Source organism: Treponema brennaborense DSM 12168 (genome assembly GCF_000212415.1).
Taxonomy (GTDB): Bacteria; Spirochaetota; Spirochaetia; order Treponematales; family Treponemataceae; genus Treponema_F; species Treponema_F brennaborense.
Genome location: NC_015500.1, coordinates 2,270,437 through 2,290,128, shown reverse-complemented (window position 1 = coordinate 2,290,128; position 19,692 = coordinate 2,270,437). Strand labels below are relative to the sequence as shown.

At 56.6% G+C, this 19,692-nt stretch carries 13 protein-coding genes and 1 tRNA gene; 8 read left to right on the top strand and 6 right to left on the bottom strand.

What is annotated here, in order from left to right:
• Positions 1 to 39: 39 nt before the first annotated feature.
• Together TREBR_RS10045 and TREBR_RS10040 are read right to left on the bottom strand one after the other, a co-directional pair.
• Positions 40 to 1,632, bottom strand: coding sequence for a peptide ABC transporter substrate-binding protein (locus TREBR_RS10045; RefSeq protein ID WP_013759066.1), 1,593 nt, complete (start codon positions 1,630 to 1,632; stop codon positions 40 to 42).
• Complete coding sequence (locus tag TREBR_RS10040) at positions 1,622 to 3,040, bottom strand: TP0584 family protein (protein WP_013759065.1); 1,419 nt, start codon at positions 3,038 to 3,040, stop codon at positions 1,622 to 1,624. Before TREBR_RS10040 ends, TREBR_RS10045 begins: the two co-directional genes overlap by 11 nt.
• Positions 3,041 to 3,142: 102 nt before the next feature.
• Between TREBR_RS10040 and TREBR_RS10035 the strand changes: the two genes are divergently transcribed.
• The 3 genes from TREBR_RS10035 to aroC all read left to right on the top strand — a co-directional run bounded on the left by TREBR_RS10035 (position 3,143) and on the right by aroC (position 6,383).
• Positions 3,143 to 3,215: transfer RNA gene (locus TREBR_RS10035), tRNA-Val, on the top strand.
• Between the two features lie 118 nt (positions 3,216 to 3,333).
• On the top strand, positions 3,334 to 5,232 hold the full coding sequence (locus TREBR_RS10030) for a phosphohexomutase domain-containing protein (RefSeq protein WP_013759064.1): 1,899 nt from the start codon (positions 3,334 to 3,336) through the stop codon (positions 5,230 to 5,232).
• Between the two features lie 26 nt (positions 5,233 to 5,258).
• Positions 5,259 to 6,383, top strand: a complete 1,125-nt coding sequence (gene aroC / locus TREBR_RS10025; RefSeq protein WP_013759063.1) for a chorismate synthase — start codon at positions 5,259 to 5,261, stop codon at positions 6,381 to 6,383.
• 125 nt (positions 6,384 to 6,508) lie between these two features.
• Here aroC and TREBR_RS10020 read toward each other — a convergent pair whose 3' ends face one another.
• The 3 genes from TREBR_RS10020 to TREBR_RS10010 are packed head-to-tail and all read right to left on the bottom strand — an operon-like array spanning position 6,509 to position 10,215.
• The gene (locus tag TREBR_RS10020) at positions 6,509 to 8,758 is read right to left on the bottom strand and encodes a polysaccharide deacetylase family protein (protein WP_013759062.1); all 2,250 of its coding nucleotides are present in this window, start codon (positions 8,756 to 8,758) and stop codon (positions 6,509 to 6,511) included.
• Positions 8,755 to 9,000 carry a zinc ribbon domain-containing protein gene (locus TREBR_RS10015; RefSeq protein WP_041610413.1) on the bottom strand — a complete coding sequence of 82 codons (246 nt, stop codon included), beginning with the start codon at positions 8,998 to 9,000 and terminating at the stop codon, positions 8,755 to 8,757. The genes TREBR_RS10020 and TREBR_RS10015 overlap by 4 nt, the downstream gene beginning before the upstream one ends.
• A gap of 12 nt (positions 9,001 to 9,012) precedes the next feature.
• Positions 9,013 to 10,215: a M23 family metallopeptidase gene (locus TREBR_RS10010; protein WP_013759061.1), complete on the bottom strand. Its 1,203-nt coding sequence runs from the start codon at positions 10,213 to 10,215 to the stop codon at positions 9,013 to 9,015.
• A gap of 47 nt (positions 10,216 to 10,262) precedes the next feature.
• Between TREBR_RS10010 and lepB the strand changes: the two genes are divergently transcribed.
• Genes lepB through TREBR_RS13800 form a run of 3 tightly spaced genes read left to right on the top strand, consistent with a single transcriptional unit; the run spans position 10,263 to position 14,498 of the window.
• A complete protein-coding gene (gene lepB, locus TREBR_RS10005) occupies positions 10,263 to 10,772 on the top strand; it encodes a signal peptidase I (protein WP_013759060.1) in 510 nt (169 codons plus the stop codon).
• Positions 10,769 to 12,634, top strand: a complete 1,866-nt coding sequence (locus TREBR_RS10000) for a penicillin-binding protein (protein ID WP_013759059.1) — start codon at positions 10,769 to 10,771, stop codon at positions 12,632 to 12,634. The genes lepB and TREBR_RS10000 overlap by 4 nt, the downstream gene beginning before the upstream one ends.
• The gene (locus TREBR_RS13800) at positions 12,615 to 14,498 is read left to right on the top strand and encodes a motility associated factor glycosyltransferase family protein (protein ID WP_013759058.1); all 1,884 of its coding nucleotides are present in this window, start codon (positions 12,615 to 12,617) and stop codon (positions 14,496 to 14,498) included. Before TREBR_RS10000 ends, TREBR_RS13800 begins: the two co-directional genes overlap by 20 nt.
• On the opposite strand, the gene TREBR_RS09990 is transcribed toward TREBR_RS13800, so the two are convergent.
• Positions 14,477 to 17,401, bottom strand: a complete 2,925-nt coding sequence (locus tag TREBR_RS09990; RefSeq protein WP_013759057.1) for a peptidase M16 family protein — start codon at positions 17,399 to 17,401, stop codon at positions 14,477 to 14,479. The genes TREBR_RS13800 and TREBR_RS09990 overlap by 22 nt on opposite strands.
• A gap of 100 nt (positions 17,402 to 17,501) precedes the next feature.
• Between TREBR_RS09990 and TREBR_RS09985 the strand changes: the two genes are divergently transcribed.
• Positions 17,502 to 18,194, top strand: a complete 693-nt coding sequence (locus tag TREBR_RS09985; protein WP_013759056.1) for a Bax inhibitor-1/YccA family protein — start codon at positions 17,502 to 17,504, stop codon at positions 18,192 to 18,194.
• 84 nt (positions 18,195 to 18,278) lie between these two features.
• Positions 18,279 to 19,649 (top strand): cell envelope integrity protein CreD, encoded by a 1,371-nt coding sequence (creD, locus tag TREBR_RS09980; RefSeq protein ID WP_013759055.1) that lies wholly within the window; start codon positions 18,279 to 18,281, stop codon positions 19,647 to 19,649.
• Positions 19,650 to 19,692 lie beyond the last annotated feature (43 nt).

Here is a 19,692-nt window from a genome sequence, read left to right as displayed (position 1 = left end):
ATTCCGATTATGGTCAAAGTATTTTCCGACGGAGCGCACTTACCGCAGTGTATCCGCGCGTACCAGATTCGGAACGTACGGTTCCGTCGTCTGCTTGAACAGGTATTTCAACGGATGGATGTCGAGCGCGTTCGTATACCAGCCGCCTATCGCGGCCGTATCGATAACGTTCAGAGCGACGGGATGCGAAATCGGTATGACGACGCCGTCGGACAGCAACACGTCTTCGGCACGGGAAAGCAGTGCGAACCGCTCGTAATCCGTTTTTTTTGAGGCTGAATCGAGCAGCGTGTCGTATTCGGCGTTCGACCAGGCCGATTCGCCCATCGTCGAGCCCGTCCTGAACAGTTCCAAAAACGCGAGCGGATCCGCAAAGTCTCCGATCCAGGTGTAAACGAACAGATCGGCGTTCCAACCGGAAATGCTTTGCAGATACCGGTTTGCGGGGGTTTTACGCACGTCGACGGTTACGCCTATGCGTTCCCACGCCGTTTTGAGCAGTTCCGCCATTGAAAGCATATACGGCGAATCGGAGACGGCGAGCGTAACGGAAACGCCGTCCGCCTCCTGCAGGCCCGCTTCGGCCTTTGCCCGGGTGAGCATGAGTTTCGCTTCGTCCGGAAAATAGTCGTTCAGGCCCGCCGGCATTTCGTAGCCGGAAACCGGATAGATGAACGTTTCCGCCGGAACCAGCGCCTGCGCGCGCAGCTGTTCCCACGGAACGGCCGTAAGCAGCGCGTTTCTGAACGCAGCCTGATTCCACGGAAAGCGGTCGGCTTTAAAGAACAGGTATTCCGTCGCAAATTCCGCGCTCAGCCGGATCGCGGTTTTATCTATTACCGACGCGATGTCCGCGTTGGAGGCTATCCAGTCCGCTTTGCCGATATTGAACGCGTACGTGTTTTCCGTCGTATCGTCCGACTGGCGGACGGTGATTGCGTCGAGTTTAACGTTTTCCGCATCCCAATACTGCGGATTTTTAACCAGTTCGAGCGTATCGTCCGCGTACGAGTCGAGTACGAACGCGCCGCTGTATATGCCCGGTTCCGGACTGACGGCGGCGAACGCGTGGTGGCACAGAATCCGGTTCAGGTGTTCCGCGGGTGCGGTGAGCGCAACGGACAGGGTTCGTTCGTCGTGAACGGTGATCGCGACGCTGCCGGCGGCCGCCGCGCCGGTGCGGTATTCGTACGCACCCTCGATACAATCGAGCAGGGAGGCGAACGGCGCGTGCGTTTCCGGAGCGAGCAGCGTGATCCACGAATCTTTGACCGTTTGGGCGGTGATCGGCGTTCCGTCGCTGAACGCTGCGTTTTCCCTGAGGGTGAACGTCCAGCGCAGTTTGTTGCGGGACAGTTTATAAGATTCGGCGAGCGCGGGTACCGGTTCGAGTGTGTACGGATCGTATGAAAACAGCCCTTCGTACAATCCGGTGAGAATTTGCGCTTCGGAACTGTAATTCGCGGTGTGCGGATTCAGATCATATTCGTGTTTCAGATCGATGACGGTTATCGAGTTTCGTTCCGACTCGGTCGATTCGCTTGATTCCTGCTCGGCAGCGACAGCGGCTGCGGCGCACAGCGTGACGGCGCATATGAGCGGAATGATTTTCCGTGTGAAATTAATAGACATCCTTGATTCCCAATTTACGCATTTGCTGCTGTTCTTCCACAAACGCGGAATATTCGGCTCTGCGCTGATTCGTTTTTACCATCGTATTCTTGATGGCGGTCAGTTCCATTTTGAGCCCCTTGATGCGGGGTTTGTTGATTTCCTGCGGCGCCGTTTTGAAAAAATTATCGAACGCGTACAGTACCGAGAGCAATTGCTGGCATTCGGAAAGTTGCGCCGTCAGAAAATTCAGAATTTCGGGTTCCGGCTCCGATTCGGTTTTCTGATAGCCGGGGGTTCTGTGCGACGCGAGCGATGCGTAAAAGTTGATCCGTTTGGAAATATCGCCGGTGAATTTCTGGAAATTGACGCGCTCTTTGCGCGTCGTTTGGGTAACGGAATCGGTCAGCGTGATAACGTATTCGATAGGTTTTTCCTGAATGTTGAACGCTTTCCGGCACACTTTTTTGAACTTTTCCCATACGGACTGATGCTCACCTTGCAGAATGTCGCTGTTTTCGTTGATTTTTTCAAGCAGAACGGTCAAAAGCGGCGCCATTGCGGACAGCGTTCTGACCGCTTCCATCAGCATTTCTTTCGTGTTCACTTGAATGGCTTTCTTTTCGGGAGTCTGTTCGTTGACTTTCAATTTGTCCAGCAGAGCTTTCCGTTTTGCGTCGCGCTGCGCGCCGTTGTCTTCGGCTATGATTTCGTCGATCAGCTCGGGGTAAAAAGGCCGTTTGCCCATGACCGCCGGATACAGTTTCTTTATCTGAGTCAGAGCGCTCTGATTCGATTCAGCGGCTTTTTCTGCCGAGTACGACGGATGCGAAAAAACCGTTTTCCGGACTTCCGCCTTGTATAATTCTTTTTGCAGTTCCGTCGTTTCTTTGAGAATTGCGCTGACTTTTGAAATCACTTTTGCCGCCGTCGTAACGCAGTTGTTTACGACGCTGATGGCCAGCGTGTCCGTGCCTTGGCGGATTTGATTGATGATTTCTGCCAGTCCCTTCGTGTTCGGCTGCGGATTCGAGGGAGCCATCGCGTTCCATTGAAAATAATTGTTCAGCGCGACCAGTTTTTTAATACGTTCGACGGTGAGCGTTATTACCGAAAACTTAAAATAATTGCATAAAAAGTCTATACTGCTTTCGTAGTCGGACAGTCTGATTCCGATCGCCATGTATTTATCGGTTTCGATAAAATCGGATTCAGCCGGTACTTCGATATCCGATATTTTTTTCTCCAATTTATACGGATCGGCGGCAATTATCCCTTTTTGAATGAGTACGTTTATCAAATTATTCGTGCAGGAATGCAGAATCCGGTATTCGTCGAGCATGGGCGGTAAAATGTGAGTATCAAACCATGCAACCCTGTCTTCCAGCGCTTTGAACAGCGACTTGTCAAAATCTGTCGTTTCTGCCATGTCTCTATTATCGTGTATAATCGTATTTTACGCAAGTATTGAAAGTTCCGTTGCGTAAAACTTGACTTTTAAAGCCGCTTAGAATATACTCATTCATATTGCGGACGATTAGCTCAGTTGGGAGAGCGTCTGGGTCACAACCAGAATGTCGGCGGTTCGAGCCCGTCATCGTCCAATCTGTTGACCGTTCCCGCCGTATTCATTACTATGTTTGTACATTTTAAGAACAAATTGTTTCTCTCGACGGCGGGCACTCGCTGTGAATTTATTTACCCATATTAGAGGAGTTACGTATGATGCAGTATGATGCGGCTACGGGATTCGCTTTGGGCGATCCTGCGGAAATTCCGCTTTCCGCCCGAAGCGGCGGACTTCCGGTTCGTGCGGATTTTGAGCGCGAACTTTCAACGATGATTTTATCCGCATCAGGCTGGCGGAAAATTTTTGCCGAATCGGGTGATGAAGAAGACTGCACCGGAGCGATAGGCGCGGCGAACACCGCGCTTTCCGTTTTGATAGCCGATACGTTCGCCGAATATATTATCGGAAAATGCGGTGCCGGCTGTACCGTCGCGGTCGGGATCGACGCGCGACCCACGGGAACCGCCGTCGCCGACATAATGCTCCGGGTGCTGCTTGCGCGCGGTATTTCCGTGCAGTACCTGTTCATTACCGCCGCGCCGGAAATCATGGCGTACAGCCGCTGCGTTGACGGCTTTGCGTACGTTTCCGCCAGTCATAATCCGGTAGGACATAACGGCGTTAAATTCGGACTGAACGACGGCGGCGTCCTTCCCGGAAGCGAAACCGCTAAATTGACCGCTGCGTTCAGGGAACGCTGCGCGCGCTCCGACGCAATCCGCATTGCGGCTGATTTGGTCGCTTCGTGTGCACCGGCCGCGCTTGAAAAGACCTACGCCGCGTGCGCCGCGCATAAAGCCGCCGCCGTTGAAGCTTATCGGGCTTTTACCTGCCGGGTCGTTACCGGAGAAGAAACGGAAGACGCTCAGCGCGTTTTCTTCCGGAACGTGGCGGCGAGTGTTCGCGAACATCCGCTCACCGTCGTGTGCGATATGAACGGCTCCGCCCGTACCGTTTCCATCGATAAGACTTTTTTGTCCGGCTGCGGTCTGGGATTTTCCGCCATCAACGCGGAACCTCGGAACATCGCGCACGCTATCATCCCCGAACCCGAAAATCTGGTGCATTGCGCGGCTGAAATGGCCCGTTTGAAAAAAAATGATCCGGCGGTTACGCTCGGTTACATGCCCGACTGCGACGGCGACCGCGGTAATATCGTCTATTGGAACGATGCGGCCGGGGCGGCGGAAGTACTGAACGCGCAGGAAGTGTTCGCGCTTTCCGTTTTGGCGGAGCTTGCGTATCTGGATTACCGCACCGGCGGCGCCGGAAAAACAGCCGTAGCTATTAACGATCCGACGTCGCTTAGAATAGAAGAAATTGCGTCCGCGTTCGGTGCGAAAACCGTCCGCGCCGAAGTAGGTGAAGCGAACGTCGTCAATCTTGCGCGTGAGCTGCGCGCTTCAGGCTATACGGTTCCGATTCTGGGCGAAGGCTCGAACGGCGGCAACATAACGCATCCGGCTGCCGTCCGCGATCCGGTGAACACCGTTTTCGCTTTGATAAAACTGCTCGTTCTGCGCGACGTGAAGGCGGCCGACGGTTCGGTTTGCAAGGGGCTGTTTCATCTGTGGTGCAGCCGTTCCGGGCAGGAATCGGCGTACAAATCCGATTTTACGCTTGCCGATATCATCGCGACGCTGCCGGTTTATACGACGACCGGCGTTTCCGAAAAACGCGCGCTGCTTCACATCAAGACGCAGGATCACGGCCTGCTGAAAGCGCGTTTTCAAAAAGCGTTCGAGCGCAGCTGGAATGAAAAAAAAGACGTGCTTGCAAGCCGGTACGGTTTCGTTTCATACGAGGCGGTCTGCAATAACGGAACGAAGGAAACGCGGAATCTGTGCGATTACCGTCTTTCCGGCAAGGGCGGACTCAAAATCATATTCAAAGACCAGGCCGGAACTTCCCGCGCGTTCATGTGGATGCGCGGCAGCGGCACGGAGCCGGTGTTCCGCGTTTTATGCGATGTGAAAGGTGCGGACGCCGCGCCGGAACGCGAACTGCTTGCGTGGGAAACGGAATTGCTTTCTCTCGCTGACTGCGAATAATTGCTTCGATTACGGCGGAGGTTCATATGGCGGGCAGTTCTTTCGGAACGGTTTTTAAAATTACGACGTTCGGTGAAAGTCACGGAGCCGCACTCGGTGCGGTCGTCGACGGCTGTCCGGCGGGGATTGCACTCGACGAATCGGCCGTACAGGCGGAACTCGACCGCCGCCGCCCCGGAAAACACGGCGGCGAGCTCAACGCGGCGGTAACGGCCCGGACGGAGGCCGACCGCTGTGAAATACTGAGCGGCGTGTTCAACGGTACGACCACTGGCACGCCGATAGCGGTGCTGATACGCAACACGTCGCAGCATTCAAAAGATTACGACTCGCTTAAACGTACGTTCCGTCCGGGCCACGCCGATTATACGTATGAGGTGAAGTACGGTGTTCGCGACTATCGGGGCGGCGGGCGGTCTTCGGGACGTGAAACCGCCGCGCGGGTGGCCGCCGGCGCCGTCGCGAAAGCGCTGCTCGCTTCTCGGTTGGGCGCATCGTTTTCCGTCACGGCGTATACGCTGCGCGCGGCGGGCGTTTCGGGTGAAACGTTCGATTCGTCCGTTATAGAGCGCAATTCCATGCGTGCGGCGGATATGGACGCGGCGCAGCGTATGGCTGCCCAAGTCGAACGGCTGCGCGCTCAGGGCGACAGCTGCGGCGGCGTCGTCGAATGCCGGATTTCAGGCGTTCCGGCGGGATGGGGAGAACCGGTGTTCGATAAACTGGACGCGGAACTTGCGAAAGCCGTCGTTTCAATCGGCGCGGTAAAGGGAATCGAATTCGGTGCGGGATTCGCCGCCGCCGATCTGACCGGCAGCCGGATGAACGATCCGATGCGGGTCGTTTCCGATGCCGGCTGCGGCCGTTCGGTACCGCCGCAGTTTGAAACGAACAACGCGGGCGGCGTCTTGGGCGGGATATCGTCGGGCGCGGACATCGTGTTCCGTGCGGCGGTAAAGCCGGTTCCCAGTATATTCAAAACGCAGAAAACCGTTTCCGCCGCGGAAGCGGGATATGAAAACGCGGAACTGCTGATCGAAGGCCGCCACGACGTGTGTTTATGCCCGCGGATCGTTCCCGTGATAGAAGCCATGACGTACCTGACGCTGGCCGATATGTACTTACGGCAGTGCGCGGCGGGGGAACGCTGATTTCCGTCTGCGGCGGATTTTTCGCTCATGCCGGATCTGTTCGCCTGCTCTTTGTACGTGAACGCTGATTTTCGCCTGCAGTGGATTTTTCGCCGGATTTTACCCGGCGCGCTCTTGCCTGATTTTTACAATCCGCTGACGGGTACTATATCGTAGCCCGCCGCAAGAATTGCACTGATAAGCAAATCCGTTTTATCGTACAGATAATCGCCGCGCGTTCCGCTGCCCATTCCGACGGATACGGGCAGAATCGCGCCGTCGCCGAGCTGCGGAATCAGCTGTTCGATAAGCTTCGAGGCGGAAAGATAATTCTTTTTATAAAAAACCGCTTCTTCAAGCGTAACGCCGTCGGCCGGTGCCAAAGTGCGGTCGACGTACTTGTAACCGGCTTTGTTTCCCGCCTGAATTATCAGGTCGTTCGCTTTATAAAACGGCGCGTGCCACAGCAGCGCCAGTTCGTATCCCGTTGAGGCGAAAAATTCGTCTTCACTGCGGGCAAGTCCGCGCCGCACGAACGGTTCGTCTACGATAAAATGCGCCGCCGCCGTCAGATCGGCTGCCGAATGGAACATGGAAGCGCATTCGTGTCCTTTTTGCGCGATCAGTTTCGATTCAGCGGGATACCGGCGAAGAAATTCACCGTTTATGAAAAAAGTAGCCGGTAATCCGTATTTTGCAAGTGCTTGCAGGATCGGCGTCAGGCCGTCGGCATTGTCGAGCGCGTCGAACGTGAGCGCTACTTTGGGACGGGGCGCGTTTTTTTTGCCGGCCGGAGCGTACAGAATCGCGGTAACGGCGGGGCCGGTCAAAGACCGGACGTACACGGCGTTCGTAAAATCCGCGTTCGGACTTGTTCCCAAAAACACGCGGTACACGCCGTTTTTGACAGATTGGGGCGGCAACGTTTCCTGTGCCGATTTGCTCCACGTGCCGGAATCACCGTCGTAATCGAAGATGCCCGCCGCTATCTGCGCGGACGGTGCGTTCGTTTCGGGATTCCACGCGTACGATTCGGCTGCCGACAAAAACAGCGTTTCGGCGATTCTGCCGTTTTCTCCGGCAACTTTCCATTTTCGCACGGATTCTTCACCGCCGACGAACAGCGTCGTCGGGTCGGCCCACACGTACGATACGATCCGCTCGCCGGACAGCGTGCCGGTTTGTTCCCAATTGTGAACGAGGTACGCGTACGCGTTCCGATCCGAAGCGCAGACGAACCGCTTTCCGTCGGGCGAAACGAGCGGAGCGCTGACGTTTTCAGGCAGAGGCAGCGCGCTCATCGCCGCCTGCGTGTCGGTTTCATTTTTTATCAATTTGAACGCCCGGCTCGTTTTTTCCCCCGCCGTGTCGTGTTCAAACCAGACGACGGGCTGCCTGTCCGCCGTCCAAAACACGGAATATTGAATCGATTCTCCCGCCGCGGGAGTGAACGTCTGGGCAAAATATATGTGCGTAAAATCGGCCGATTGCGGCAGCGCGACGTAATAAACGGCCCGTCCGTTTCTGATAAGTACCAGTTCGCCGCAGTTATCGCTGACGCTGAACCGGTCGCGGCCGGTAAACGGAACCGGCAGTCTGCCGATGATGGTTCCGGTGCCGACGAAATCGGCGTAGAGTGAACGCGTATACAATTCGAAAACGGGAATTTTATAGACGAGATCGTTCGATATGTATACGAGGTTTTTTGCGGAAGCCCAGGCAATCGAATGCACGGTGCCCGTTCCGAGTCTGCGCAAATATTCGGGAATCTGGCTCGTTTTGAACGCGGCGGCGGGATCGGTAAAATACAACGCGCCGTTTTTTTCATATATAAGGAGCGAACTGTCGGGCGACCAGCTCACGGGAATCTCGTCGTAATTCAGTTCGACGTTTTGCGCCAATTCCGTTTCGCTGTAGCCGGACGCAGTTTTCAGCGTGAGCGTTCCCGTTGCGATACCGCTCTTTTTTACGGAACAAATCCATTTGCCGTCGGGGCTGACGGATTCCGCGTCGAGCTGCACCGGTTTTGACGGCACCGGTTCTCCCGTTCCGGATCCTGCGACGCGGGAAAGCGAGTGACCGGCATCGGAATAGTGGAAAACACCGTACCGGTTTCTGATGCGCAGGAGGGCGCCTTTTTCAATAACGGAAAGTCGTTCGGGAAAACACGTGATCAGCCGGGGATCGGCATCCGGTTCGGCGAGATTTGCCGTAAACAAACTGCCGTACGATGTTTCACCCGGTTCGCGGTGTTTTGCCGCGAACAGGATGTCGTTGCGGACGTTCAGATCGGGAGCTGAAAAGGTAACTTCCGCATACAGCGGAAAAAGAGCCGCGCACAGCAGAAAAAGCGTCGCGTACCGCAGACCGCATCGCGTCGGGATCCGTTTCGTCATTTATGCATCTCCACGCTCAGGACGAGCGTCGTCAGGTCTTTTTCAAGTTCCGCAAGAATATCGTCAAGCTGCTTGAGTTTTTTGACGCGTCCGCGTTGTTGCAGTTGTTCAAGGCGGGTAAACACCGGTTCGAGCGCTTCCGGTTCGGCGTTTCTGATACGTGCTGCGCCGCACCACGGACAATATAAAAATTCCGTATCGATCGTGCGTCCGCATCCATGGCATACGCATACTGACTGCATGGCGACTCCTGTTTATTTGAGTACGGTCAACGGGTCTATCAGCTTGCCGTTTTTGTAAACGGTGAAGTGCAGATGCGCGCCGGTCGAATATCCGGTGTTACCTACCAAACCGATCTGGGTTCCCTGTCCGACGCGCTGCCCTTTTTTGAGAGGCGACGGCTTCTGCATATGACCGTACAACGTTTGGTATCCGTTTTCATGATCTATTATAACATAGTTTCCGTACACGTTGGTATAGCCGGCTGCGATAATTTTTCCGCTCATGGCGGCTTTTATGGGCGTACCCTGTGCGATCGCCATATCGATTCCGGTATGAGTCGATTTGACGCCGGTAAACGGATCGGGGCGGAAACCGAATTTCGATGTAAGCCGCCAGTTTCCGTTCAGCGGGTAAATGAATAATTCTCCCATTGCTTTTTTGAGCGTCGTCGTGTCGAGCCGCGCTCCGGGAATGAACAGCTGCTGACCTACTTGCAGTGCCGCGCTCGACAAATCGTTGACGTCGAGAATATCTTCAACGGCAATGTTGTTGCGCAGCGAAACGCCTTCGATCGTTTCATTCGCTTTGACGGTATAAATCAGACCGTCGATAGACGGAATGCGCAGTTTCTGTCCGGAACGGAGCAGCCTGACGTTGTGGATATCGTTGGCGGCTATCAGGGTTGAAATATTGGTGAGTCCGAATTTACGGGTGATTCCCGAAATGGTGTCTCCGCTTTTAACGGTGTAGGAAGTGTACGTTACCGGCTGGCTCAGATTGATGTCTGCGATTGAAATCGCCTTGCCTCCGTTGAGCAGGTTGCCCGCGGTATCTATTTCATCCGAAGAGACGAGCGCAAACCGTTCCATTGCGTTGTCGAGCACTTCGATTTCGTTCGGAGACAAATAGGCGAGGTGAACCGGGCGGGCGAAACTTTGTACGTATGCGTTCAGTTCGTAAAACGCCGCCGTGATGGCAAAGCCGCACGCGCTCAGCGCTCCGATGAACAGGAGCGGGCGGGCGTACCGGCTGATCCGTTTCAGCGTGCGTGCGGCGGTGCAGCCGATGCGGACGAATACGGCGGCATCACAGCTTGTTCCCGTTTCCGCATACGACGGTGAGAACGGCCGGCAGCCGTACGCGGTTTGTTTAGTCGTCCGATTGAAACTGCCGAAGGGGCGGGACGGGCTGCGGTGCGAGACTTGCCGGTTATCAAGGTAACTGATGATTTCCATATGGTAACTATCGACATAAACGGAACGGCATATTAGAATATTCCCGTATGAAAAAATCAAAAAAAAACAGTTCGCCGTTATTGTTCGTTGTCTGCGGCGTTATCGCCGGTATCGTGCTGAAATTGTTCGTCGTAGATATATTGAACGTTTCCGGTACGTCGATGGAGCCTGCGGTGCCTGACGGGGCGGTTATCGTCGTGTCGAAGCTGGCGTACGGATTGGTAAAACCGTTCGGCGACGAACTGCTTGCGCAGTGGAGGACGCCGCGCAAAGGCGAGGTCGTGTTGTATTTCTATAACGATAAGGCGGTCGTCAAAAGATGCGTTGCGACGTCCGGCGAACCTCTGGATTTTTCGACGGATTCGGGATATAGTCTTACCGTTGCGGATAAAACGATTCCGCTGACGGAAGCACAGTATCAGCGGATCAAGCATAGCTCGGAGGTTCCCTCCGGGACGATTCTCGCGATCGGCGATAATTACGCACAGTCCGTCGATTCGCGGAATTACGGGTTCGTCTCGGTTCACAATATAATAGGTAAGGTCATTTGCCGATGAATGAAATCTTTTCCCGCCACCGTCTGCGGGTGTGCGGCGTTATCGTAGTGTTATTCGTATTGTACGTAGTGATTTGCTACGGACGACTTGCGTTTTCTCCTGTTTCTCCGGCAGCGGCTCCCGCACAGGAGCTGGTGCGCGGTTCGATCGTGGATCGGAACGGAAAACCGCTTGCAGTGCAGACGAATTTTTATCATCTTTCGGTAACGCCGTCCGCGGTATCCGATGCGGAAAAAACGGCCGAAGTGCTCTCTCCTGTGCTGAATTTGCCGGCCGATTACATACAGGACGCCGTGCAGTCCGCGACCAAAGTGTTTTACCTGAAAAAGCGTATGGACGAAAACGAATACGAAGCGGTAAAAAAGGTCATTCAGGAGCGGAAACTGTCGGGACTCCGATTCGACCGGATTCCCGGCCGCGCGTATCCCGAAAACGCGCTCGCATCGCAGCTTATCGGTTTTATGGGTGACGACGGAGAAGGGCTTGCGGGAGTCGAATATTCGATGCAGAACGTACTTTCTCCTCGTGAAGAAGCCGGTTCGGGTACGTTGGCGCCGGGACGGAACGTGTATCTGACGATAGACGCCAATTTGCAGTACAAACTTGAAAAGATCGCGCGGCGCGCCATGGAGTCGACGCAGGCCGAAAGCGTTATGATGATTGCCGCCGAAGCGGAAACCGGCGAAATCCTTTCGTACATCAGTTTACCGTCGGTCAATTTGAACGAATACAGGTTCGCTTCGGCGTCGGAACGTCAGGATCGGCCGGCGGTCGTCGCGTACGAGCCCGGCTCGGTTTTCAAGATTTTTTCCGTCGCCACGTTTATCGACGCGGGCGTGATTTCCGAAGACGAACGGTTTTACTGCGACGGCAAATATGAAGTAAAATCGGCGAACGGCGAACGGGTGAGCATCACGTGTCTGGGGCATCACGGTTCGGTAACGGCTCGTGAAGCGCTGCAGTTTTCGTGCAACGACGCGCTCGCCCAGATGAGCGACAAAATCAATTCCGAATTTTTTCTTGCAAAGCTGCGGCAGCTCGGCTTCGGTTCAAAAACGGGCATTGAGCTGCCCGGCGAAACGGCCGGTTTGGTAAAAACGACGAACGACCGGCTGTGGTCGGCGCGCTCGAAGCCGACCATTTCCATCGGGCAGGAAATAAGCGTTTCGGCGTTGCAGATGGTTGAAGGAGCGACGGCGCTGGCGAACGGCGGCGTGCCGGTCAAACTGACCGTCGTGTCCCGCATTACCGATCGCGGCGGTGCGGAAGAATACGTTCACGTGCCGCAGTACGGTGAGCGGATCTATAAACCGGGAACGGCCGCCTATCTGCTGAGTTGTATGCAGTCGACGGCGAAAAGCGGTACCGGTTACCGCGCCGCGCTGGGAGATATTTCCATCGGCGTAAAAACGGGTACCGCCCAAATGGCCGATCTTGAAAACGGCGGTTACAGCGACACGGATTTCCTTTCAAACTGCGTCGCCGTGTTTCCGGTGGAAAATCCGCAGATCATTTTATACGTGGTCGTTACAAAAGCGCAGGGGGAAACGTACGCCGGGCGCATCGTGGCTCCCGTCGTTGCCGAAGCTGCGGACGTTATCATCGACCATTTGGGGATGTCGCGCGCAGGGGCGGCGACGCTCGCACATTCGGGGCTCGTTTCCATTCCGGCCGGCAAAAACGCCGAGATCGGTTCGGTTATGCCCGATTTTAGCGGCGTTCCCAAACGGTTTTTGACGGGGCTGCTGAACCGGACGGACTTGCGGGTGAGAATCGTCGGCGACGGATACGTAGTCAGGCAGAATCCGCCCGCCGGAACTGCCGTAACGGAGAATATGGCGATTGAATTCTTTCTGGAATAATAACCGTACGTTGTTTGAAAAACGTTTTCCTCAATTATATGCGCTGATTGCGGACGAATTGCGGCGGGCTGCCGACGGTGTGAAAACCGCTTCCGACGGTTCCGCTTCGTATCCGTGCGGCTGGACCGTGCGCCCGGCCAAGAACGGGCAGCCGACGGCCGTTTCTTCCGAAGGACGGCTTCACTCCGCGTACGATCCGGGGCGTGAGGCCGAGCAGCTGGCGCTTTCGTTCAAAGAGGAAGCGCCGCGCGTCGGTGCGTTCGTGTTTTTGGGATTCGGACTCGGGTACGCGCCGCTTGCTGCGGCACGATCGTATCCGTCGGCAAAACTGATTCTGGTGGAACCGGACGCGGGGTGTTTTGCCGCGGCGCTTTCGTGCGTCGATTGGCGTGCGGTGTTCGCTCATTCCGACTGCGCCCTGTGCGTCTCCGCCGCGCATCAGAGCGTTATCGCGCTGCTTGAACGGGTCGGTTCGGATTCGTGCGTTTTCATAAAAGGAAAGACCGGGTCGGAAGAGGGGAAACGGTATTTCGACGGATTGGACACGCTGATCGCGCGCAACCGCAGCAAACGGGCGATCAATACGAAGACGCTCGAAAAGTTCGCTTCACTGTGGCGGCGGAACAGTTGCAGGAATTTACCGAAACTGGCGGAACTCGACGGTATCCGGCGGTACGAGGGAACGGCTTCAAACTTGAGCGCCTGCGTGCTCGCGGCGGGGCCTTCGCTCGACGGCGTGCTGCCGTATCTTGCCGAAATAAAAGAACGCTGTCTGCTTATCTGCGTGGATACGGCGCTCCGCGCGTGTCTGCGTTCGGGCGTGGAACCCGATTTTATCGTATTGGTCGATCCGCAGTATTGGAACGCGCGCCATTTGGATCGGCTGCGCGCGCCGCACGGCGTATTGATCACCGAGTCGGCCGCGTATCCGTCCGTGTTCAGGTTCGATTGCCGTGAAACGGTTTTGTGTTCGTCGATGTATCCGGTGGGCGCCTATTTTGAAGCGCGCTGTGGCGAAAAAGGAAAACTCGGCGCCGGCGGTTCTGTTGCAACCAGCGCTTGGGACTTTGCCCGGGCGTGCGGTTGCCGCGAGATTTTCATTGCAGGGTTGGATTTGGGGTTTCCCGATAAAAAAACGCACGCGCGCGGCAGTACGTTTGAAGAGCGCGCTCATGCCGTTTCAAACAGATTGGAACCGGCGGAGCGTACCGCTGCCGCCGCGCTTTTTGCGGCTGAAACCCGTACCGCGCGGAGTTACGCAGGCGGCGAACTGCTGACGGACAACCGGATGTCGCTGTACGCCTGGTGGTTTGAAAGCAGCGCGGCGGCGCATCCCGAACTGAAAACGTATTCTCTTACGCCGGACAGCCTGCGCATACCGGGAATAGAAGCGTTTCCGCTTGAACGGCTGCTGGCGCGCCGGGATGCGGCTGACGAACGCCGCCGGTTTTTCGACTCTGAGAAAGCGGCGCGGGCCGAGTTTGAAAAAAAACGGCCGGAACGCGCCGCGCGTTTTGCGGCGGCGCTCGGCGGATTGAAGGCTGATCTTGCCGATATGCACGCGCTTGCCGAATCGGGCGAGCGTCTGTGCCGTTCGGCGCTTGACTGCCGCAGCGAAGCGGAATTTACCGCGCGATATGCGGACGTTTCCGCATCTCTTTCCGAGCTGGATAAAAAAATCGTTTCGAGTTCAATCACGGAAGCGGCCTCACTCGTGTTTCCGACGGAAGAGCGGCTTGAGCGCGTTTTTGCGGATTCGGCTCTGCCGGCGGAACCGATGCGCGAATCGTTGGAAAAGTCGCGCGTCATATACCGGCTGGTACGGGAAGCGGTGCGCGGCTATCAGCGTCTGCTTGCCGAATAGAGCCTTACCGGCGGTTCGGTGAGCAGCCAGCGTTCCATAACGGTCGCAAAATCATTTTGATCCGCGCTTTCGATGCCGACGTACGCGTCGGCGTACGCGCAGGATGTTCCCGTGTTCAGCAGACTTTCCGCAATGAGGCGCGCGGTTCCTTCGTTGGTTCCCGTTTGCGCCAATTCGTTCCGTATCCACCCGTTACGTATCCGGTCCGCCGATTCCGGCGTTTGCAGGCTGTCGTAGAGTGCGCGCGCCGCGCCGTAGAGTGCCGCGTCGATGTCGAACGTGCGCGGAATTCCGGTGAACTGCATGGCACCGTACGGAGCGCGGGGCGACGCGGCGTGTACGCGGACGCTTTCCGCAGGAATCTTTCCCGCCGCAACGTCGTCGTTCAGCCGCCGTTCCAGTTCGTACAGGAGCGCGTTGTACACGGTCTGCCCGAAAAGCCCGCTCGGTGCGGGTGCGTAATACTGCACCGGATCGTTGAATTCGGCGGTCGGAACGAGTACGGGCGGTTCGTGCGGGGCCTCTCCCGCAGATTTGTCCGTAGAAAATATTCTGCGCAGCCGGACGTACCGTTCCGTGAGCGGAAACTGCGGTTCCGCGGGAGGCGTTTCTTTTTTGCTGACCGCTTCGGTAATCGTTTCGCCGTGCGTCCGGGCGGGAAACGGTGAAAATACGCCGAAATACGTTTCGCACAAATCGGCGATTCCCGCCGTTCCCTCAGGTTCTCCGCCCACCGCGATAAGCCGGTAGCGGCTCGCGTCGAGCAGTCGCGGATAAGCGGCGGCAATCGTTGCGTACGGAATCCGCGCCGTACCGTCGGATTCGGCTTGGAACAGCGCTGCGTAAGCGGTGTCCGCGTAAATCAGCTGCAGCGCGGCGTTTTGCATTTGCACCGCCGTGTCGGCCGCTTCCCGGCGGGCACGGTATTCCTGCGCGTAGACCACTTCGTCGGCTGCAGCCGGCGGAATGTCTCCGAATATGAGCGCGCCGGCCGTCGCTTTAAGGCACGGCTCGAAGTCGGCGGTATCGCACGTTATGCGAATGTAACTCGTTTCAGGGCCGGTTTCGGCGGAAACGGCGGGCATCCGCGCGATGGCGCCGTCCGTAACGGCGACGGCCGCCGCTTCCGTGATGTTCCGGGCGACGGCTTGGATCAGTATCGATTCGAGTCCCGCGTACGCCGCGCCGGAATCGAGTTCTCCGCCGGTAATTTCAAGAACGAATGAAATCCGGCTGCTGTTCGGCGCCCGTTTTACGATGAGCGGGACGCCGTTAGAGAGCGTCAGTTCGGCGGTCTGCGCCCGCTGCGCCGCGGCAAATCTGCGCGCAGGGGTGTTTGCGGATTCGCCGGTGATTTCAGGATGCGCGTCGGCCGGAGTGTTTTGCGCCTCGGACTGCGGTGCATCTTGCGATGACGTTCGCGGTGTGCGGGTAAGTTTGCGTAAGTCGGCGCGCGAAACGGCGGCGAATCCTTCCGCGGCGAACGATTTTTTGTAGGCTGCGTAAACGGACGGATGCGCCAGTACGAAGATAAACGGTTCGCCCGGTTCGTTCTGCGCGTCTTCCGGCTGATTCGCTTCGGAGCCGGTACCGGCGGCTGCACCGAATCGTTCGGCGAGCGCGCTCAGATACGCTGCCGCGTCTGCGTACTGCGCGCGGTCTTCCGTCCGTACTGCGCGGAACGCGGCGGCGAGCCGTTCCGGTTCCGCGGTCAGATTGTCGTACGCGTTCTGTACGTAGCGCGCCAGTGCGAGCGCCTGTTTGGCCGGCGATTCGTGCGGACCGGCGAGCACCTGTACGATCAGGCGGCTGGTATCGTACGAGCTGTCGGCAGCGATGCTTACGTAATCCGGTGAACCGATTCCCAGCGTTCCGTCGGAGAGAAGGCGCCGGATCAGATCGGAGTCTTCCGCCGCGAGTACTTTCTGCGCGGCACGGAACGCCTCATCGTGCGAGGCCGGATCGGCGGCGTACTGGAGGACGATCTGCTGTATGTCTTTTGAAAAGGAGCCGTCTACGAGAACGAACCGTTTCGTCCGAGCGTCTTCGCCGGCGCCCGTCGTTGGGGAAGACGCTGCCGCCGGGGAAGACGCTGCCGCCGGGGGCAGTGTTCCGCGCCGTTCGCGGGTGCGCCGTTCGGCTTCCGCAGGAGAACGGGGCGCACCGTCCGCCGGAAAAACGCCGTACCGGCCGAACGTTTCGGCTGCGAGTCGTTCGGCTTCTTCGGCAGTGATCGCGCCCGAAATGAACAGCGCGCCGTTCGCGGGTGCGTACAGTGTTCGGGAAATATCGTCCAATACCGAACGGATTTGAGCGGGCGTTTTTCCGTCAAACACGCCGGCGGGAATCCCCGCCGCGTAGCGGTACGGCTGCCCTTTGAAAACCGTTCGGTTTACGATTGTGCTGATAAAACCTTCGGGACTGCGCTCGAAGCCGGCCAGTTGCCGTGAAAGTTCCGCCGCGGCGCGTGCGATCGATTCGTCCGTAAAGACGGGATCAAAGGCGCATTCCGCAAGATATTCCAGCGCCGGCCGGACGTGCGGCGGTGTTACGGTAACGGCGTACCGCGCCGCCGTTTGGGTACATGCGGAGCGTATCTGCGCTGCGTACGTGCGTGAATCGTTCCCTGCTTCTGCAAAAAGGCTCGCGTATAACGGAACGTATCCCGCCGTCGGTTCGCTCTGATCGGCGTATCCGGCGCGCACGGCGTATTCGATGCGTACCAATGCGTCGCCGGAATCTTCAATAGTATAGAGCGTCAGTCCGTTCTGCAATCGGACTTCGCGTACGGCGGTTTCAAAAGACGCACGCAGTGCGGGAGCGGTATCGCCGGCAGAAACCGGCCACAGCGCAGCTGCCGCAGCGGCAATCAGCGCGGCGGTTTTTACAAGACGGGTACCCATACCCGGCAGTATACTATAAGTCGCGTGCTGCGTAAACTCCGCAATTGGACCTGCCGGGTGTTTGCTTGACTTTAGACCGTATGTATATTACTGTAATATTATGAATGATTCCGTAACAATCCGGACGAACGAATCGGCCCGGAAAAAATTTATGACCGGCGTGTACAGCTGGATGGTGCTTGCGCTCGCTATCAGCGCGGCGTGTGCGTACGTGACGGCGACGAATACCGTGCTGCTGTCTTTCATTTTCGGCAACGCCTTCGTTTTCCCGATTTTGGTTTTGGGCGAATTGGCGTTGGTGTTCTGGCTTTCCGCCCGTATCGGTAAAATGAGTGCGGGAGCGGCGGCTGCGGCGTTCGTAGCTTATTCGGTGCTCAACGGCATAACGCTTTCATCCGTTGTGCTGGTATATTCCGGCGCATCGATCGTGCGGGTCTTCCTGATAACTGCCGGAATGTTCGCCTGCATGAGCGTCTACGGCCGCGTGACGAAAAGCGACTTGCGTTCCGCCGGGCGCTATTTGATGATGGCCGTGTTCGGTATTCTGATAGCGTCCGTCGTCAATGTGTTCACGCGTTCATCCGGGCTGGACTGGATTCTGTCTTTGGTAACGGTCGGCGTGTTTACCGGTCTGACTGCGTACGATACGCAGAAATTGTACCGTATTTCCGCTCAAGCGGACGAGAGCGAACTGTTCGCCAAAGTCGCGATTATCGGCGCGCTGGAATTGTATCTCGATTTCGTAAACGTTTTTCTGGCGCTGCTGCGTCTGTTCGGTAAAAGTAAAAACTGACAGTCTGCTTTCCGCGGAACCGTCTTGTCTTGAACCGGTTTCGGAGCAAACCGGTTCCGGCAATTATTTTTACGGGAGTTTCGTATGAATATGAAGTCGGCTGATACTGCCGGAAAAAGCAAACTGCTGCAGGCGGCGTCCAAAATGGGCGCAAAGCCGTTTATCATTTTATTTTTAGTGCTGCTGTTCCTGATTCCGCTCAATTTGGTAAAATCGCTGATTCGGGATCGGGAGTATTATCGCAACGAAGCGGTCGAGTCCATTCTGCTGCCGAAAGGCGGCGAACCGGTGCTTGAAGGATTCGTTACGGCGCTGCCGTATACGGTAACGACTGAAAAAAAACTTTCCGACGGCTCGGTCGAGCGCACTGAAAAGATTCGCTACATGATCGCCGTTCCCGAATCGTGGGCGCTGCGTGCCGACGTTTCTCCCGAATACCTGACGCGCGGCATTTTTGAGGTTCCCGTTTTTTCCTGTTCGGCCGTGTCCGAAGGATCGTTCGCGCCGGCTGCGTACGGATACCGGAACGTCAGTGAATCGGATATTTTGTGGGATCAGGCGCTGCTGCTGCTGGGCGTTTCCAATAAGAAAAATCTGACTTCTCTTCCGGTTGTTACGGCGAACGGTACGGATTTGGAAACCGCGCTGATTGCGCCGGAAGGCGTTTCGCCGTTTTCTCACACGGTGTTTTACCGGCTGCCGGACGATGCGGCGCGTTCCGGGTTTGCTTTTACGTGCGACGCTTCGGTTCAAGGCGGCGGCAGTTTGAGTGCGGTGCCGATGGCGGCGGACAATCGGTTTACGGTTACTTCCGATTGGCCGACGCCCGGTTTTTCCGGCGGATGGCTGCCGACCGAGCGGCATGTTTCTGACGGCGGATTTTCCGCCGAGTGGCGTATAGCCGGGCTTTCGACGGTGTTTCCCGAACGGTGGCTTTCGGACGCGCCGCATCCGGTTTCTTCCGCGGAAAGCGTCCGGGCGGGTTTCGTAACGCCGGTCGACAATTATCAGAAAACGATGCGGAGCGTAAAATACGCCGTGCTGTTTCTGTTGATTCCGTTTCTGACGATTTTCATTTTCGAGTTGTTTACCGGCGTCAGGATTCATCCGGTGCAGTATTGTCTGATCGGCACGGCGGACGTCGTTTTTTATCTGCTGCTGCTGTCCGTTTCCGAGCACGTGCCGTTTGCGTCGACGTATTGGATAAGTTCGGCGGCCGTGTGTCTGCTGACGCTGTTTTACGCGGCGTCGATTTTCAAAAAGGTAAAATGGGGCGCGCTGTTTGCCGGCGTTCAGCTGGTTTCGTACGTGTTCCTGTTCGGAACGCTGCAGACTGAAGATTACGCGCTTTTGATAGGCAGTTTGGGGCTGTTCTGCATCGTAGTGCTGCTGATGATTCTGACCCATAAAGTTGATTGGTACGCTTCTTCCGATAATCCGGAGCTTTTCCGTTAGAGAAGGGGGTGTGCCCGCAACGAAGTGCGGGCCAGGGGGAAGG

Coding starts and splice junctions, on each gene's coding strand:
- TREBR_RS10045 (WP_013759066.1), bottom strand. CDS start 1,632: ATGTCTATTAATTTCACACGGAAAATCATTCCGCTCATATGCGCCGTC.
- TREBR_RS10040 (WP_013759065.1), bottom strand. CDS start 3,040: ATGGCAGAAACGACAGATTTTGACAAGTCGCTGTTCAAAGCGCTGGAA.
- TREBR_RS10030 (WP_013759064.1), top strand. CDS start 3,334: ATGATGCAGTATGATGCGGCTACGGGATTCGCTTTGGGCGATCCTGCG.
- aroC (WP_013759063.1), top strand. CDS start 5,259: ATGGCGGGCAGTTCTTTCGGAACGGTTTTTAAAATTACGACGTTCGGT.
- TREBR_RS10020 (WP_013759062.1), bottom strand. CDS start 8,758: ATGACGAAACGGATCCCGACGCGATGCGGTCTGCGGTACGCGACGCTT.
- TREBR_RS10015 (WP_041610413.1), bottom strand. CDS start 9,000: ATGCAGTCAGTATGCGTATGCCATGGATGCGGACGCACGATCGATACG.
- TREBR_RS10010 (WP_013759061.1), bottom strand. CDS start 10,215: ATGGAAATCATCAGTTACCTTGATAACCGGCAAGTCTCGCACCGCAGC.
- lepB (WP_013759060.1), top strand. CDS start 10,263: ATGAAAAAATCAAAAAAAAACAGTTCGCCGTTATTGTTCGTTGTCTGC.
- TREBR_RS10000 (WP_013759059.1), top strand. CDS start 10,769: ATGAATGAAATCTTTTCCCGCCACCGTCTGCGGGTGTGCGGCGTTATC.
- TREBR_RS09990 (WP_013759057.1), bottom strand. CDS start 17,401: ATGGGTACCCGTCTTGTAAAAACCGCCGCGCTGATTGCCGCTGCGGCA.
- TREBR_RS09985 (WP_013759056.1), top strand. CDS start 17,502: ATGAATGATTCCGTAACAATCCGGACGAACGAATCGGCCCGGAAAAAA.
- creD (WP_013759055.1), top strand. CDS start 18,279: ATGAATATGAAGTCGGCTGATACTGCCGGAAAAAGCAAACTGCTGCAG.